Origin of the sequence: Acinetobacter courvalinii, assembly GCF_014635545.1 — a bacterium.
Lineage (GTDB): Bacteria > Pseudomonadota > Gammaproteobacteria > Pseudomonadales > Moraxellaceae > Acinetobacter > Acinetobacter courvalinii.
Genome location: NZ_BMDA01000001.1, coordinates 14062 through 30433 on the forward strand (window position 1 = coordinate 14062; position 16372 = coordinate 30433).

Below are 16372 nucleotides of genomic sequence, written 5' to 3' on the forward strand. Positions count from 1 at the left end.
CATGATTTATCTATAAAAAGTTAGATTAACTTTGCTCGAAATATTGGATAAGGGCTTCTACATCATCCGTCTGCAACTGTTCTCTCATCTTTAAAATATGCTTTTCATCCAGATCATAAAGCTTTAGAGCAAGCAGTTTTTCAATGTCTTGTTTAGGAAAGCGGTATTTGATGACTTTGGCTGGAACACCACCAACAATTGCATAGGGTGGAACATCCTGAGTAACTACAGCACCTGTTGCCACGACGGCACCTTCACCCAGTTTTACCCCTTGCATGATCATGGCACGACTACCAATCCAGCAACCATTTGCAATCACGGTGTCGCCAGCAGGTAGAAAGCTGCGTGTATCAAAGGGGAAGGTTGAGATCCAGTCAGGGCGGTGTAGTTGATTACCACCCATCATAATTACGCATTCCGCGCCGAAGCAGACAAAATTACCAATATAAAGTTGATCAATCGGTTTCTCGGATGTGGACGGCTTATCATGTAGATAACGCACTACACATCGTTCAAAGCCCTGATCCCAATACGCAGAATAATAAGAATAATTGCCCTTGATATGGATGTTGGGGTTTTTCACCGTCTTAGAAATAAACTCGAACTCACACCAGTGTTTCACAGGAGAGTTGATTAATTGATCCATATCTTAACAATAACTACGAGAGGAAAGCTTCGCTATTATAACGACTAAAGTGAATACGGTTCTTTTTATGAGGGAAAAATTTCCTCACTCAGGTAAACAGACATTGAATATGATGAGGAAATAAAAAACCAATAAATGCATAGAGCAAGGTCATTTTTTGAAAATAATACGCCCAAAACCAAAGAACTCTTCAATAAATGAAGAGTTCTTTGGAGACTTAATCGAGCGTGTTAAATATATTCCACACTTACGATTTCGTATTCAACTTCACCTTGTGGTGTTTGAATTTTTACTTCGTCGCCTTCGTTTTTACCTAAAAGACCACGAGCAATCGGGGAGTTTACTGAGATTTTATTGATTTTAAAATCTGCTTCGTCATCGCCTACAATTTTATAAGTCTTACGTTCTTCGGTATCCAGGTTTTCAATGGTAACAGTCACACCAAATACAACACGACCATTTTGCTCGAGTGTTCTGACATCAATTTCTTGAACTGCACCGAGTTTACCTTCGATATCCTGAATACGGCCTTCGCAGAAACCTTGCTGTTCACGAGCAGCATGATATTCAGCATTTTCCTTTAAATCACCGTGCTCACGTGCTTCAGCAATCGCCTGGATAATACGTGGGCGATCAACTGTCTTGAGCTGTTGTAATTCTTTCTCTAAGGCAACCTTGCCTTCGGGAGTCATAGGATAACGTTGCATTTCAGTCCCTCTAAAGTGGTTGGGAAAATACAGGATTAAAAAAAGAAAAAGCCCGCCACCGATAAGGTGACGGGACTTTATCGGTAGAGAATTAACCTACAGTTTGTAAATCTTGCAAGCGGTACACATCCATTGGCAATTTCACAGCAAATGCTTGGCAAACTGCTTCAGCACCGTTGATTGTCGTGGTGTAGTACACCTTGCCTTGTAGGGCAGCACGACGAATCATGGCAGAATCATACTGAGCTTGTTTGCCTTCTGTTGTGTTGACAATAAGATGAATTTCACCATTTTTCAAGCGGTCAACAATATGTGGGCGACCTTCGGTCACTTTATTGACAGCTTCACATTCGATACCCGCTTCTTTCAATACACGGTGTGTACCATTGGTCGCAACAAGTTTGAAACCATAGTCAATCAACTGTTGAGCGATGTTGGCAATGTATTTCTTGTCTGATTCACGAACCGACAAGAAGGCATGCTTCACTTCGCCTTCAGTTGGCAAGCCAGGCAAACGTTCGTTTGAACCGAGTACTGCCTTGTAGAATGCTTCACCAAATGTGGTACCCACACCCATGACTTCACCTGTCGATTTCATCTCAGGGCCAAGCATTGGATCTACGCCAGGGAATTTAGCGAATGGGAACACCGCTTCTTTCACTGCGAAATGGGTCGGGATGATTTCTTTAGTGAAACCTTGAGATTCAAGGGATTGGCCCGCCATACAACGTGCAGCCACTTTCGCTAAAGAGTCACCAATACATTTCGATACGAATGGTACGGTACGTGATGCACGTGGGTTCACTTCGAGTACGTAAACGTCATCGCCTTTGACTGCGAATTGAACGTTCATCAAACCAATTACGCCAAGCTCTTTTGCCATTGCAACCGTTTGACGACGCATCTCATCCTGAACTTCTTGAGAAAGAGAGTACGGAGGAATCGAACATGCAGAGTCACCAGAGTGAATACCGGCCTGTTCAATATGCTGCATGATACCGCCGATCACAACATCTTTACCGTCAGATACACAGTCAACGTCGACTTCAGTTGCATCATCAAGGAAATGGTCAAGCAGGACAGGCGCTTCATTTGAGGCTTGTACAGCTTCACGAAGGTAGCGTTTAAGCTCTTCTTCGTTATATACGATTTCCATCGCACGGCCACCCAATACATAAGATGGGCGAACAACTAACGGATAACCTACTTTAGCCGCTTCAGAAATACCTTCTTCAGCAGATTTTACAATGCTGTTGTTCGGTTGACGAAGCTGTAAACGTTGAATCATTTGCTGGAAACGTTCACGGTCTTCAGCGCGGTCAATCGCATCTGGAGATGTACCGATAATTGGTGTACCGGCTTCTTCTAAAGCACGCGCCAATTTTAATGGTGTTTGACCACCGTACTGTACGATCACGCCCTTCGGCTTCTCGGTACGTACGATTTCAAGTACATCTTCAAGTGTTACAGGCTCGAAGTATAGACGGTCAGATGTGTCATAGTCGGTTGAAACGGTTTCAGGGTTACAGTTCACCATGATGGTTTCATAACCGTCTTCACGCATAGCTAATGCAGCGTGTACACAGCAGTAGTCAAACTCGATCCCTTGACCGATACGGTTAGGACCGCCACCAATCACCATGATCTTGTCACGGTTAGATGGATTTGCTTCACATTCTTCATCGTAAGTTGAATACATGTAAGCAGTGCCAGATTCAAACTCTGCTGCACAAGTATCAACACGTTTGTAAACTGGATAGACACCCAGGTTCCAACGATGTTTACGGAATTGTTTTTGTGAAATACCCATCAAGTCCGCAATACGCAGGTCAGATAAACCTTTGCGCTTGAATGAGCGAATATTGTCAGCATTTAAATCACCAAAACCTAAAGTTTTCACTTGAGCTTCAGTTTTAATGATGTCTTCGATCTGGATCAGGAACCAGCGGTCGATTTTAGTTGCTTCAAATACGTCATCTAAAGAGAAACCGTGACGGAATGCATCCGCAACATACCAGATACGCTCTGGACCCGGAACTTTAAGCTCTTTTAGGATGATGTCTTTGGCATTGGCAGTACCCGCTTCGATTTTTTCATCAAAGCCACTGACGCCAACTTCAAGACCACGAAGTGCTTTTTGTACAGATTCCTGGAAGTTACGACCAATCGCCATCACTTCGCCCACAGATTTCATCTGAGTGGTTAATACCGGCTCAGCTTGTGGGAATTTTTCGAAGTTGAAACGTGGAATCTTGGTCACAACATAGTCAATCGATGGTTCGAAAGATGCTGGTGTTACGCCGCCAGTGATGTCATTTTTCAACTCATCAAGGGTGTAACCCACTGCAAGTTTCGCCGCGATTTTTGCAATCGGGAAACCTGTTGCTTTAGACGCAAGTGCAGATGAACGTGATACACGTGGGTTCATCTCGATCACAACCATACGGCCATCTTTCGGATTAATACCGAACTGAACGTTTGAACCACCTGTTTCAACACCGATTTCACGCAGAACTGCAACCGATGCATTACGCATTAATTGATATTCTTTGTCTGTCAATGTTTGCGCAGGCGCAACGGTGATGGAGTCACCGGTGTGAACGCCCATTGGATCAAAGTTTTCGATCGCACAGACGATGATACAGTTGTCGTTTTTGTCACGAACAACTTCCATCTCGTATTCTTTCCAGCCAATCAAAGATTCATCGATCAATAACTGGTGAGTAGGAGAGAGGTCGAAACCACGTTCACAGATTTCAAGGAATTCTTCGCGGTTATAGGCGATACCACCACCAGAACCACCCATCGTGAATGATGGACGAATGATGACAGGGAAACCGAAACCGGCTTGAATGGCCAAAGCTTCTTCCATTGTTTCAGCAATGGCCGCTTTTGGACATTCCAGACCAATTTTACGCATTGCGATATCAAACAGTTTACGATCTTCTGCTTTTTCAATCGCGTCTTTTGATGCGCCAATCAGTTCAACATTATATTTTTCAAGAACGCCGTGCTCATCGAGTGCAAGGGCACAGTTCAATGCAGTTTGACCACCCATGGTTGGAAGGACTGCATCTGGACGTTCTTTTTCAATGATTTGTGCAACAGTTTGCCAAGTGATTGGCTCAATATACGTTGCATCTGCCATTGAAGGGTCAGTCATAATGGTCGCAGGATTCGAGTTGACCAGAATAACGCGATAACCTTCTTCACGAAGCGCTTTACATGCTTGCGCACCTGAATAGTCAAACTCACACGCCTGACCAATGACAATAGGACCAGCACCAATAATTAAGATGCTTTTAATATCCGTACGTTTAGGCATTATTCGCTCCTTAATTACTTCTTAGCGGCTTCGATAAGTTCGATGAAATGATCGAACAACGGCGCACAATCATGTGGACCAGGGCTGGCTTCAGGGTGACCCTGGAAGCTGAATGCTGGTTTGTCAGTACGATGAATACCTTGGTTTGTACCATCAAACAGTGAGCGATGTGTCACTTTTAAGTTTGCTGGTAAAGTACTCTCATCGACAGCAAAGCCGTGGTTTTGAGAAGTAATCATCACTGTACCGTTCTCAAGGTTTTGTACAGGATGGTTCGCGCCGTGGTGACCGTGATTCATTTTCATGGTCTTCGCACCTGAAGCAAGCGCTAAAATCTGATGACCTAAACAAATACCGAATACTGGCAATGTTGTGGTTTCAACAATGGTTTTGACTGCTTCGATGGCATAGTCACATGCTGCCGGGTCACCAGGACCATTTGACAAGAACACGCCATCCGGATTTAAAGCAAGAACCTTTTCAGCAGGAGTCTGTGCAGGAACCACTGTCAATTTACAGCCACGGTCTGCAAGCATACGTAAGATGTTGGTTTTGACACCATAATCGTATGCAACCACATGATATTTTAATTCTGGTTGAGTGAAACCCTGACCTAAAGTCCAAGAACCTTCAGTCCATTCAAAACCCGTCGGGTCACAGCATTCTTTCGCAAGATCGAGACCGTTTAAACCGCCAAATTCACGTGCTTTCGCAATCGCTTGTTCTTCTGTAATATTTTCGCCAGCAAGGATACAGCCGTTTTGTGCACCTTTGTCACGTAAAATACGCGTCAATTTACGGGTATCGATATCAGCGATGGCTACAACATTATGTTGCTCCAGGTATTCACTGAGTGATTGTTCAGAACGGAAGTTGCTGTGCAATAAAGGAAGATCGCGGATAATCAAACCATTCGCCCATACTTTATGGATGCGACCTGATTCAACGTCTTCACTATTACAGCCAGTATTTCCAATATGAGGATAAGTCAACGTCACAATTTGTTGTGCGTAGCTTGGGTCGGTCAAAATTTCTTGATAACCAGTCATGGCAGTGTTAAAAACGACTTCACCAGTCGTACTACCCGATGCACCGATAGACGTTCCTTTAAAGATCGTTCCATCTGCGAGGGCTAAAATGGCGGGGGTGCTCAAACCAAAGCTCCTGAACTAAGACCACAAAAATTAGGCTGTAAAAAAGCGAGAAGACATAAAAAAAGGCAGGCTGTCTTAAAAAAACATGCCCCTCCTTCCAGTCTGCTCGCTTGTAACTTAACAGCGCATTATACGCATGAGTGCGTGAAAAGTCTATGTGTTTTTATTTATTAAAATCAGGAATTACACGATTTATTTTTTTAAATGGCTAGATATCTGTCTATTGCAAAATCTCTCATCTTTATATGGTTATCATGAGATATTATGCAAATTGTCTGACAATTTTAATGTTGTCTAAGAAGTAGCCGTTTTATCCTATGCTTAGCCAAAAATTAACAATCAAGAAGAGGGTAAGCAAAATGGCTGAGAATCAAACTACACCGGTAACGGCTGAAGAAGTGAAAGATACAGTTGTTGAGAAAACAACCAAAGCGAAACAAGAGGTTGCTGCAAAAACGGCTGAAGTGAAGACTGCTGTGGCAGAGAAAACTGCGAAAGCGAAAGAAGCAGTCGCAGAAAAAACCGCAAAAGCAAAAGAAGTGCTTGCTGAGACACAAGAGCAGGCGAAAGAAGTGATCGCTGAAACGCAAGGTCAAGTGAAAGAAGCTTTGGCAGAAACTCAGGAAAAAATTGAGACTGAAGCAAAAGAATTAAATCAAAACGTTCAAAACCAGTTTGCGCAAATCAAGCAGGATATTTTAGAGCGTATTGAAGTGATTAAAACTCAATTGAATTCATCGCAAGGTAACTTGCTTGAACTGAAAAATGCATTGAAAACTGAGTTGAATGCATTGATTGAAGACTTAAGCAAGGTGAGCAAAGAACTGAAAGATGACATTAGCCAGATTTCAGTAAAGCACAAAGATACTCTGGTAGGCAGTTTTAAGCGCACCAAAGAGCAAGCGGTTGAAGCATGGAATAAAGTCCGTACAAGCTAATTGTTCGAAAAAAAAAGCGAGAATTTTTCTCGCTTTTTTTATGCTTAACCTATTAAAACTGATGTAACCAGTCGCGCTTATTATGGAAGTCAGCTTGAGGGCTGCTGTGCTGCATTGCAAAATAGTGCATACCTTGAGTGGTATTAAGCACAGCGGTTAAACCGATATACAGGTCAGCCCATTTAAGTTGATGCTCACGCATAAACTGGGAGAAATCTAGACTGACATTCAAGCCATAATGCGTGCGTTGTAAATGATTCAGTTCAATGTCATAGGCAGCGACAGGCGGCATATCTTCAGGGAAGCGGTATTCTTCAAATTGATAGACTTGCCAGGCTTGAGAAGGGGAAAGGTTAATTTCTCGGTAGAAATCTTGATCTTTCACGCCTACAAAAATTTCAAAGCACGTCTGTTCCCATAAAAAATCATGACGTGGATGCGCCGTAACCTGATCTGGGTAAATCAAAAATTGATTTGGGTCACGAACCCAAAAACCAACATTCAAGGTTGCTGGTGTTTGTTGCTCAATCGCCCCAACGACCGTAATGGCACTAAAGCGATCAAAAGCGGATAGTTCATAACTCGCCATGCTAATTACTTATTACTTAAGTGAGCAAAACGAACTAAGTTAGACAGGTGCTGGTTTTGTTTCGCCGCTTTTTTATAGAGCAGAACAATTTTACCAATCTTTTGTACAGACTCGGCACCGGTTGCTTCTACAATCGCGTCAATGACGGCACCACGTGCATCACGGTCTTCACCCGCAATTTTCACTTTAATCAACTCGTGGTCGTTTAACGCACGATTTGTTTCTTCAATGACGTTTTCTGTAAGACCTTGGCTACCAATCATTACAACTGGATTAAGTGCATGACCGATTTGACGTAAACGTTTACGTTCATGGATAGATAAAGCCGCCATTAAAAATACCTGATTGGAAAAACGACCTAGTATAACTTGCATCCTGTTTCTAAGATAGATTCGCAGACCGACACTTCAAACAAATATGTGAAAAATTGCTGAAATAACCAATTGGCCTGATCGGAAAAAATCTGTAAAAGTTCGTGTGAATGAAGTACATCCGTACTGTAATAGGCGGAATTTTCACGTACAATGACTCATCAGAAGTTTTTTGAAATTTAGTGAGTTATGGCGACACGCATTACCAATCAAAAATTGTCTAAAAGCAGTCGTGCATGGATGAGAGAGCATTTAGATGACCCTTTTGTAAAAAAAGCACAAAAGGAAGGTTATCGCGCACGTGCGGCGTATAAGTTACTTGAAATCCAAGAAAAATATAAAATGATCAAGCCCGGTATGACGGTGGTCGACTTGGGTGCGGCGCCAGGCAGCTGGTCTCAGATTGCGGGTAAACTGGTTGGCTCAAACGGTTTGGTGATTGCCTCAGATATTCTGGAAATGGATGCATTGCCAGACGTAACCTTCCTGCAAGGCGACTTCCGTGAGGAAGAAGTTTTAGAAAAATTGTTAAATATTTTAAATGGACGTCAAGTAGACGTTGTAATTTCGGATATGGCCCCCAATACATCAGGTAATAGGGCTGTTGATCAACCGCGTCAGATTTACTTATGTGAACTGGCTTTGGATTTTGCTCAGAAAGTTCTCGGACCAAATGGACAGTTTGTTGTTAAAGTGTTCCAAGGTTCAGGATTTGACGAATTCCGCAAACAGGTGGTCGATAGTTTTGATGTATTAAAAACAGCCAAACCTGCGGCATCACGTGCTCGATCGAAAGAAGTTTTTTTGATTGGTCAAGGTCGTAAAAAGGCATTGCAATAAAAGTGTACTTGCCAAGTTGTTAAAAATTGTGCATTTTGTACCTTTTAAGTTTTTTGCAACGCAAATTCATTGCTGTTTTTGTGAAGGTCAGCCAAGATTAGGTATGATCAAATTAGATTGATATGGGAATAAAGCCTTGAGCGATTACTTCAAGAATGCCGTATTGTGGCTCATCATACTCGGTGTTCTGATTTTGATTTTTAGCAACGTCAGTGACCGCAATAAGCCTGCAGCGATGAAATATTCTGATTTCGTTGCAGCGGTGAATGCTGGGCAAATTAAACAAGTCACAATCGACGGTTTAAATATTAATGGTGAAAAAACCAATGGTTCTTCATTTGAGACGGTTCGTCCTCAAGTAGAAGACACTGAGTTGCTACCAAGCTTAAATAAACAGAATGTAGTGGTTGAGGGCACAGCACCGCAACGTCAAGGCATTTTGATGCAACTTCTCATTGCAAGTTTCCCGGTATTACTGATCATCCTGTTATTCATGTTCTTCATGCGTAATATGGGCGGTGGTGCTGGTGGTAAAAACGGTCCTATGAGCTTTGGTAAGTCAAAAGCGAAAATGTTATCTGAAGATCAGATCAAGTTAACATTCAGTGACGTCGCTGGCTGTGATGAAGCAAAACAAGAAGTGGTTGAAATCGTTGATTTCTTAAAAGACCCAGCCAAATTTAAACGCCTTGGTGCAACCATTCCACGTGGTGTACTGATGGTTGGTCCTCCAGGTACGGGTAAAACATTATTGGCGAAAGCCATTGCCGGTGAAGCTAAGGTTCCATTCTTTAGTATCTCGGGTTCTGACTTCGTTGAAATGTTTGTCGGTGTCGGTGCTTCTCGTGTTCGTGACATGTTTGAACAGGCGAAACGCCATGCGCCATGTATCATCTTTATTGATGAGATTGATGCAGTCGGTCGTCATCGTGGTTCGGGTACAGGCGGTGGTCATGATGAGCGTGAACAAACCTTGAACCAGATGCTTGTCGAGATGGATGGTTTTGAAGGCAATGAAGGCGTAATCGTGATTGCTGCGACCAACCGCGTAGACGTACTGGATAAAGCCTTGCTTCGTCCAGGCCGTTTTGACCGTCAAGTGATGGTGGGTTTACCAGACATTCGTGGCCGTGAGCAGATCCTGAACGTTCACTTGAAGAAACTTCCTTCGGTGACAGGTGTGGATCTTAAAGTGCTTGCACGTGGTACACCGGGCTTCTCGGGTGCGCAATTAGCAAACTTGGTCAATGAAGCTGCATTGTTTGCTGCTCGCCGTAATAAAAACACGGTCGATATGCATGACTTTGAAGATGCCAAAGACAAGATCTATATGGGTCCTGAACGTAAATCGATGGTGATTCGTGAAGAAGAACGTCGTGCTACGGCTTACCATGAAGCGGGACATGCGATTGTTGCCGAGATGCTACCGGGTACCGACCCTGTGCATAAAGTAACGATCATGCCACGCGGTTGGGCATTAGGTGTGACCTGGCAGTTGCCGGAGCAAGATCAGACCAGTCACTATAAAGATAAGATGTTGAATGAACTTTCAATCTTGTTTGGTGGTCGTATTGCGGAAGAAGTGTTTATTAACCAAATGTCGACTGGTGCATCGAACGACTTTGAACGTGCAACTAAAATGGCGCGTGCAATGGTAACCAAATATGGTATGTCTGATGCGCTTGGCGTTATGGTTTATGAAGATGAAAACCAAAATGGTTTCTTCGGTAATGTCGGTAGCCGTACCATTTCTGAAGCGACTCAGCAAAAGGTCGATGAAGAAGTACGTCGTATCCTGGATGAGCAATACAAAGTTGCACGTGAGATCTTGGAAAATAACAAAGATATCGCACATGCAATGGTGAAAGCGTTGATGGATTGGGAAACAATCGATCGTGACCAGATCCGTGACATCATGGAAGGTCGTGAGCCGCAACCACCTAAAGTTTATGTTGCTGATAATCCAGTGGCGGCATTTGAACCACCGAAAGATGGTCCATCTACACCACCACCTTTACCAGCAATGGGCTAATCAAAGATCAGATAAAAAGAGCGACTTCGGTCGCTCTTTTTTTGTCTGGATTTTGCGCCAAACTGAAAATAAATCAGCAACGCAGCATCAGCTGTGTTGTTAAAATAAGCCTGTTAAAGTGTGAAGAGTTTTGATGATGCAGTTGATGCCATTACCCCAAAGTCAATTATCCTGTGGTCGTTTTCGATTAGATCTTTCACAACCCCAGGTGATGGGAATCTTGAATGTAACCCCGGATTCCTTTAGTGATGGGGGGCAGCATCACCAGAAAGATCAGGCGATTCAACATGCTTTACAGATGATTGAAGACGGCGCAAGTATTATTGATATTGGGGGCGAATCTACCCGCCCCAATGCATCACCTGTAGCGCTGGAGGAAGAACTTCGCCGTGTGATTCCTGTGGTCGAGACATTATCCAAATATGATGTGATCATGTCGATTGATACCAGTCAGCCTGAAGTCATGCGTGCTGCCGTCCAAGCCGGTGCGCATATCTGGAATGATGTGCGTGCCTTAACCCGCCCTCAAGCCTTGGAAACCGCAGCCGAGTTAAATATTCCTGTGGTGTTGATGCATATGCGGGGTGAACCGACCAATATGAATCAGCTGGATCAGTACGATGACGTGACCGAAGAGGTCATTCAGGAGTTACAACAACGTCTGGATCAGGCCATTGCGGTTGGTGTTAAGCCGGAAAATATTATTATCGATCCAGGTTTTGGTTTTGCCAAAAATGCCCAGCAAAATTTCCAATTATTGAATGAGTTCTGGAAGCTCAATCGAATGGGCTATCCAATTTTATCGGGCTTGTCACGGAAACGTTTTATTGGTGAAGCTTTAAATGGTGTCCCAGCCCAAGAACGAGCTATAGGGAGTGTGACAGGGCATCTTTTAAGTATTCAGCAAGGAGCAAGTATTGTTCGGGCACACGATGTTAAAGCCACGAGCGATGCGATCAAGGTCTGGAAAATGATGCAGGCTTAAAAGTGGCTGAGATGTCAGTAGCGCTTCAGGGCTCTATTGACTTGCCTGATCAGATTAAATATAACAAGACTATAAAATAAGCAAAGTGATATTAAAAATGGAAAATAAAACAATTACATATAAAAGTTTATGGGTGTTTGCACTCATTTTGAGTCTTGGATTTATTATTTCTGCAGGGGTTATGGGCTATGCCCTGAAACAGTTTAATAGCACTAAAAATTCAATTACAGTCAAGGGCCTGGCTGAAAAACCGATTCAGGCTGATTCAGCACGTTGGGAGATCCATCTCCAAAGCAGTCATACATCGGACACGATTCCAGAGGCCTATCAATTACTTGATCAGCAAATGAAAGCCTTACAGGCGTTCTTTGTAGAACATGGTTTTAAAGCGGCAGATATGCAACTCGGAAATAAAAGTTCACAACCTTATTATGAAGAAGTGAATCTGGGGGACGGGCGAATCAATCGCGAGTTTAAAGGCTATACCGCTTTACAGAATTTGGTGATTAATAGCCGCGATATCAAGAAGATTGAACAGGCTGCCAGAGATGCATATCTACTGGATGAAAAGGGCATTGCAATTGAGCAGAAACCTGAATATTTGGTATCAAATTTAGAGGAAATCAAAATGTCGCTGATTGCCAATGCCACCCAAAATGCCTATAGCCGTGCCAACGAGTTTGCCAAAGTGGGTGGTGTAAAGGTCGGAATGATGCGTTCTGCCAGTCAAGGGGCATTTTATATCTTGCCAGAAAGTGGCTCGGATGATGATAGTGATTATGGCGGTGCTTATGACAAGGCCACCATTAATAAAATTGCCCGTGTGGTGGTGACCATCAATTATGCGATTGATTAGAACAACGGTTTAGTTGATTGATCAGCCATGCTGGAAAGATACATTAGAATACGGTGTATCTTTCTTTTTTTGCATACAATTCTTTATATAGTGACTGTATTTGAAAAAATGAAATAAATTGGGGGAAGTGAATAATGCATCAATCAACAAAAATTTTAACCCTGAGTTTGCTCAGTTGCATGATCATGGCCTGTAGTACACCTGTTAAACAGTATGATCAGGTTGCAGTTGAAACTGCGATGCCTGTAGCACCCTCACCAATGACTCCGTCCAATCAGGGATTGATCAAAGCACGTAAGATGATCGCACCAGCATCTTATATTGCCGTGATGCCGACCATGGAAAGACCGCGCTTAGAGCAGAACACTGAAAAATATCAAAATAATGAAGTCAATCCAGTACATCGTGTTGCGGATCAAGCTGTTTCAACGTTTAGTATTGATGTAGATACAGGTAGTTATACCAACACACGTCGTTTTTTAAATGACGGGCGATTACCGCCTATTGATGCGGTTCGTGCCGAGGAGATGATTAATTATTTTGATTATCAGTACCCGCAGCCAAATAGCATTCATCCTTTTTCGGTCACTACCGAATCCGTTGATTCGCCATGGAAACAAAATGCCAAGCTGATCAAGATTGGGATTCAGGCCAAAGACCTGAGCATCAAACAACTGCCACCTGCCAATCTGGTCTTTTTGGTCGATGTCTCTGGCAGTATGGATGCAGCTGACAAACTGCCTCTGGTAAAACAGACTTTACGCTTACTCACCGAGCAACTTCGAGCACAGGATAAGGTCACCATTATTACTTATGCCAGCGGTGAAAAACTGGTCCTGGAACCGACCGCAGGCAATCAAAAAGACAAGATCCTGGCCGTGATTAATGCCTTGCAGGCCAGTGGGGCAACCGCAGGTGAGCAAGCCATCCAGTTGGCCTATCAGCAGGCTGAAAAAGCCTTTGTGAAAAATGGTATTAACCGTATTCTGCTGGCGACAGATGGGGACTTTAATGTCGGTATTACCGATTTTAGTACCTTGAAAGGTATGGTGGCACAGAAACGTAAAAGCGGGATCTCGTTAACGACATTGGGTTTTGGTACTGGGAACTACAATGAGCAGTTGATGGAGCAACTGGCGGATGCAGGCGATGGCAATTACAGCTATATTGATAATAAAAATGAAGCAAAAAAAGTGGTACAGCGTCAGCTTTCATCGACCCTTGCAACTGTTGCTCAGGATGTCAAAATTCAGGTCGAATTTAATCCTGCAACGGTGAAAGAATATCGTTTAGTCGGTTATGAAAACCGGATGTTGAAGCAGGAAGATTTTAACAATGACCAGGTCGATGCCGGGGATATTGGAGCGGGACATAATGTCACCGCGATTTATGAAATCATTCCAGTGGGTCAACAAGGCTGGCTCAATGATTCACGTTATCAGACCGCGGCAAAAACTGACACAAGCAAAAAGTCGGAATATGCGTTTGTAAACTTGCGCTATAAATTACCAAATCAAGAGAAAAGTATTTTATTGAGTCAAGCGGTGAGGGCGGAAAGCAGACCATTGGCTCAAGCCAATAACGATACCCGTTTTGCCATTGCTGTGGCCTCTTATGCCCAGCAGTTAAAAGGTGGACAGTACAATGGCGCAATGGGATGGGATCAGATTATTCAGCTTGCACAGCAATCAGCAAAACCTGATCCTTATCAAATGCGAGAGGAATTTGTTGAGTTGGCGAAGATTGCCAAAAGCTTAAGTGCTAAAAAAGAGTAAACATGATTAAAAAAAGCGGTCGGAAAACCGCTTTTTTTATGTCTAAATATCGTGATTTTGATTAGATTATGTTATAAGCATGGCGTTTTATTGGCATATTATTTTTTATGTTCGAAGATTTACTCCTCCCCATGTTTGACGATGAATATTATCCCGATATTCTCGTTGCTGAAGTGAAACAGCACATCCAGAAGTTTTCAAAAAAGGTGAGCCGTACTGACTTATCTGAAACGGAAATCTATCGTTTTGCACATCAAACCATGATCGAAATTAACGAAATGAAACCGCAATTTGAAGATCTGGATTCCAGTTTAGATGACACTGCCGCAGATTATATTGCTGAAGCCATGATGATGGTGGTGCAAGAGGTCGGTTATCTGGATATTGAAATGGAAGAATTGATTGCCAATCGAGAGTGGTAGAATTCACTCTCGCTGGTTTTTTATAAAAATAAATTTTATTTCGAAGCGGTCTCACTCCAAAATTTAGGTAAAACAATGTGCCCTGAAATCCAAGTCTCAATTTTAGGCTGTTTTATTTTTTGATAGTACATGCTCTGTGTGTTGATGAGTAAGCCTAGGGTATCGCCTTGATTCAATCGCCCATTCATACTTGGTAACTCAATGGTTAAATGCTGTTTGTCCAGCTGGGTTATGCCTTGGGTAATCTGGTCATAAGCCTGTTTTCGGGCTGCATTAAACGGCGCAGTCTGATCATTTAAAACCTCATATTTCCCTGTGAGTTTTGATTTAATCGCCACAGAGATAAATAAGGTCGGATCTACTTTAGATGGTGTTTCTACCTGTAAAGAGAGCTGTGGGGCACCCGTGATATAACTGCGCTGGGTGGCGGTATGGATAGGAACAAAGACTGCTTGAGTTGCAGTCGGTGCAATCCAGGTTTTATTCAGACGATAGGACTGAGTTGCATTCAGGTCATTTAAGCTAGTGACAGGACTTTGATCCACACATAACTCTGGTAAGTTGATCGCTGGCGTTTGGTCCTTGAGCTTCTGGCTGAACCAGTCCAAGATGATATTTTGCAGATTATATTTTTGCTGGTTGCCACAACTCACCGTTTTGCCAATATACCAGAACGGTGTGTTGCCGCGAGGCGAATGCTGGGCAAAAGGCTGTAAATGTCCGCCCTGTACCCCAACCAAATGGACGTCATGCTGAGCATGCTGAATACATTGGGCTGCTTTTACTCCTTCATTAAAGGGAAACAAGATATCTCTAAACCCCTGAATAATCAGTGCATCCGCTTGAGGTGCCTGTGCATGATCGCAAAACCAGCTGGCTTGATGGGTTTTTAAAAAATCATAGGTAGATGCTTTCAGTTGACCTTGTTGCGTTTCAAGATAGGCCTGTTTTAATTCGGGATCAAACTTATTCCAGTTCCACCAATCGCCAATCAGGTTGAGAAAACCGATCCAGTTACTTTTGGGTACTCCATTTGGTGCAAGACTATTGACGATGTCATACCAGGTGGTGATAGGAACGATGGCCTGTAAACGGGGATCACGCGCTGAAGCGATGTATTGTACGCCACCTGCATAAGACTCACCGATCATGCCTGTTCGCACGCCATGTTGATTTGTTGCCAGTTGCGGCAGGTTTTTTTCTGCCCAGTTCATCAGGGTGATGACGTCTTGAGCTTCTTTCTCCGGATCAGTCAGGCGGATTTTTCCTTGGCTGTCACCGTGACCACGCTGGTCATAACTCATGACCCAGTAGCCCTTCTGCCAGGCAGTTTTCGCGACTTGTCCAGTAGGTAACAGGAAACCATACAAACTCAGTTCGGGGCGTTTCATCCGGGAGAGGCCAAAGCCATGGGTATGTAAAATTAAAGGTGCAGTCTGGCCTGGTTTTAAATGCGGTTGATACACCGTAAAGGCAAGTACAGTCCCATCCGGCGCCGTAGTCTTTGCCTGATAATAGCGTTGTTTCAGTTCGATGCTTTTGCTGGTCACCACGGTTGTTTGGGTTGTGGCATGTACACACCCTTGCAAGACGAATAATAGGCCGAAGCAGAGCCAGAAGACGTAAGAACGCATAGATTATTTCATCCTTGAACAAATCTTTGAGAAATCACGAGGTGATCGGGATAGTTTACTGTGGCTTGTTAGCCGATACTATTGCTGACAGGTCCTGT

General features: G+C 43.3%; 14 protein-coding genes. 7 read left to right on the forward strand and 7 right to left on the reverse strand.

The window, feature by feature from the left end:
* Nucleotides 1–25: 25 nt before the first annotated feature.
* From IEV39_RS00040 to carA, 4 genes are all read right to left on the reverse strand, one after another.
* On the reverse strand, nt 26–646 hold the full coding sequence (locus tag IEV39_RS00040; protein ID WP_005288421.1) for a CatB-related O-acetyltransferase: 621 nt from the start codon (nt 644–646) through the stop codon (nt 26–28).
* A gap of 230 nt (nt 647–876) precedes the next feature.
* Nucleotides 877–1353 (reverse strand): transcription elongation factor GreA, encoded by a 477-nt coding sequence (greA, locus tag IEV39_RS00045; protein WP_005231898.1) that lies wholly within the window; start codon nt 1351–1353, stop codon nt 877–879.
* Between the two features lie 91 nt (nt 1354–1444).
* Entirely contained in the window at nt 1445–4678 is a 3234-nt protein-coding gene (carB, locus tag IEV39_RS00050) for a carbamoyl-phosphate synthase large subunit (protein ID WP_005288418.1), read from the reverse strand.
* A 14-nt stretch (nt 4679–4692) separates the two neighbouring features.
* Entirely contained in the window at nt 4693–5832 is a 1140-nt protein-coding gene (carA, locus tag IEV39_RS00055; RefSeq protein WP_005231896.1) for a glutamine-hydrolyzing carbamoyl-phosphate synthase small subunit, read from the reverse strand.
* A gap of 359 nt (nt 5833–6191) precedes the next feature.
* Here carA and IEV39_RS00060 point away from each other — a divergent pair, with 359 nt between their 5' ends.
* Entirely contained in the window at nt 6192–6770 is a 579-nt protein-coding gene (locus tag IEV39_RS00060) for a hypothetical protein (protein WP_005288414.1), read from the forward strand.
* Between the two features lie 52 nt (nt 6771–6822).
* On the opposite strand, the gene IEV39_RS00065 is transcribed toward IEV39_RS00060, so the two are convergent.
* Both IEV39_RS00065 and yhbY read right to left on the reverse strand, forming a co-directional pair.
* Nucleotides 6823–7359 (reverse strand): DOMON-like domain-containing protein, encoded by a 537-nt coding sequence (locus IEV39_RS00065; protein ID WP_005231892.1) that lies wholly within the window; start codon nt 7357–7359, stop codon nt 6823–6825.
* A gap of 5 nt (nt 7360–7364) precedes the next feature.
* On the reverse strand, nt 7365–7691 hold the full coding sequence (gene yhbY / locus IEV39_RS00070; protein ID WP_004774823.1) for a ribosome assembly RNA-binding protein YhbY: 327 nt from the start codon (nt 7689–7691) through the stop codon (nt 7365–7367).
* Nucleotides 7692–7919: 228 nt separating this feature from the next.
* On the opposite strand from yhbY, the gene rlmE reads away from it, so the two are divergent.
* The 6 genes from rlmE (at nt 7920) to IEV39_RS00100 (ending at nt 14640) form a co-directional block, all read left to right on the forward strand.
* On the forward strand, nt 7920–8570 hold the full coding sequence (gene rlmE / locus IEV39_RS00075; RefSeq protein ID WP_005288410.1) for a 23S rRNA (uridine(2552)-2'-O)-methyltransferase RlmE: 651 nt from the start codon (nt 7920–7922) through the stop codon (nt 8568–8570).
* 136 nt (nt 8571–8706) lie between these two features.
* Nucleotides 8707–10602 carry an ATP-dependent zinc metalloprotease FtsH gene (gene ftsH, locus IEV39_RS00080; RefSeq protein WP_005231889.1) on the forward strand — a complete coding sequence of 632 codons (1896 nt, stop codon included), beginning with the start codon at nt 8707–8709 and terminating at the stop codon, nt 10600–10602.
* Nucleotides 10603–10738: 136 nt separating this feature from the next.
* Entirely contained in the window at nt 10739–11587 is an 849-nt protein-coding gene (gene folP, locus IEV39_RS00085) for a dihydropteroate synthase (protein WP_032883283.1), read from the forward strand.
* Between the two features lie 97 nt (nt 11588–11684).
* Nucleotides 11685–12443 carry an SIMPL domain-containing protein gene (locus IEV39_RS00090; protein ID WP_005288404.1) on the forward strand — a complete coding sequence of 253 codons (759 nt, stop codon included), beginning with the start codon at nt 11685–11687 and terminating at the stop codon, nt 12441–12443.
* 134 nt (nt 12444–12577) lie between these two features.
* Nucleotides 12578–14218, forward strand: coding sequence for a vWA domain-containing protein (locus IEV39_RS00095; protein WP_005288401.1), 1641 nt, complete (start codon nt 12578–12580; stop codon nt 14216–14218).
* 107 nt (nt 14219–14325) lie between these two features.
* Complete coding sequence (locus IEV39_RS00100; protein ID WP_005288399.1) at nt 14326–14640, forward strand: DUF5713 family protein; 315 nt, start codon at nt 14326–14328, stop codon at nt 14638–14640.
* Between the two features lie 35 nt (nt 14641–14675).
* Here the strand turns inward: IEV39_RS00100 and IEV39_RS00105 are convergent, their stop codons facing one another.
* Nucleotides 14676–16274 carry an alpha/beta hydrolase family protein gene (locus IEV39_RS00105; protein WP_005288393.1) on the reverse strand — a complete coding sequence of 533 codons (1599 nt, stop codon included), beginning with the start codon at nt 16272–16274 and terminating at the stop codon, nt 14676–14678.
* Between the last annotated feature and the right edge of the window lie 98 nt (nt 16275–16372).

Coding starts and splice junctions, on each gene's coding strand:
- IEV39_RS00040 (WP_005288421.1), bottom strand. CDS start 646: ATGGATCAATTAATCAACTCTCCTGTGAAACACTGGTGTGAGTTCGAG.
- greA (WP_005231898.1), bottom strand. CDS start 1,353: ATGCAACGTTATCCTATGACTCCCGAAGGCAAGGTTGCCTTAGAGAAA.
- carB (WP_005288418.1), bottom strand. CDS start 4,678: ATGCCTAAACGTACGGATATTAAAAGCATCTTAATTATTGGTGCTGGT.
- IEV39_RS00060 (WP_005288414.1), top strand. CDS start 6,192: ATGGCTGAGAATCAAACTACACCGGTAACGGCTGAAGAAGTGAAAGAT.
- IEV39_RS00065 (WP_005231892.1), bottom strand. CDS start 7,359: ATGGCGAGTTATGAACTATCCGCTTTTGATCGCTTTAGTGCCATTACG.
- yhbY (WP_004774823.1), bottom strand. CDS start 7,691: ATGGCGGCTTTATCTATCCATGAACGTAAACGTTTACGTCAAATCGGT.
- rlmE (WP_005288410.1), top strand. CDS start 7,920: ATGGCGACACGCATTACCAATCAAAAATTGTCTAAAAGCAGTCGTGCA.
- folP (WP_032883283.1), top strand. CDS start 10,739: ATGCAGTTGATGCCATTACCCCAAAGTCAATTATCCTGTGGTCGTTTT.
- IEV39_RS00090 (WP_005288404.1), top strand. CDS start 11,685: ATGGAAAATAAAACAATTACATATAAAAGTTTATGGGTGTTTGCACTC.
- IEV39_RS00095 (WP_005288401.1), top strand. CDS start 12,578: ATGCATCAATCAACAAAAATTTTAACCCTGAGTTTGCTCAGTTGCATG.
- IEV39_RS00100 (WP_005288399.1), top strand. CDS start 14,326: ATGTTCGAAGATTTACTCCTCCCCATGTTTGACGATGAATATTATCCC.
- IEV39_RS00105 (WP_005288393.1), bottom strand. CDS start 16,274: ATGCGTTCTTACGTCTTCTGGCTCTGCTTCGGCCTATTATTCGTCTTG.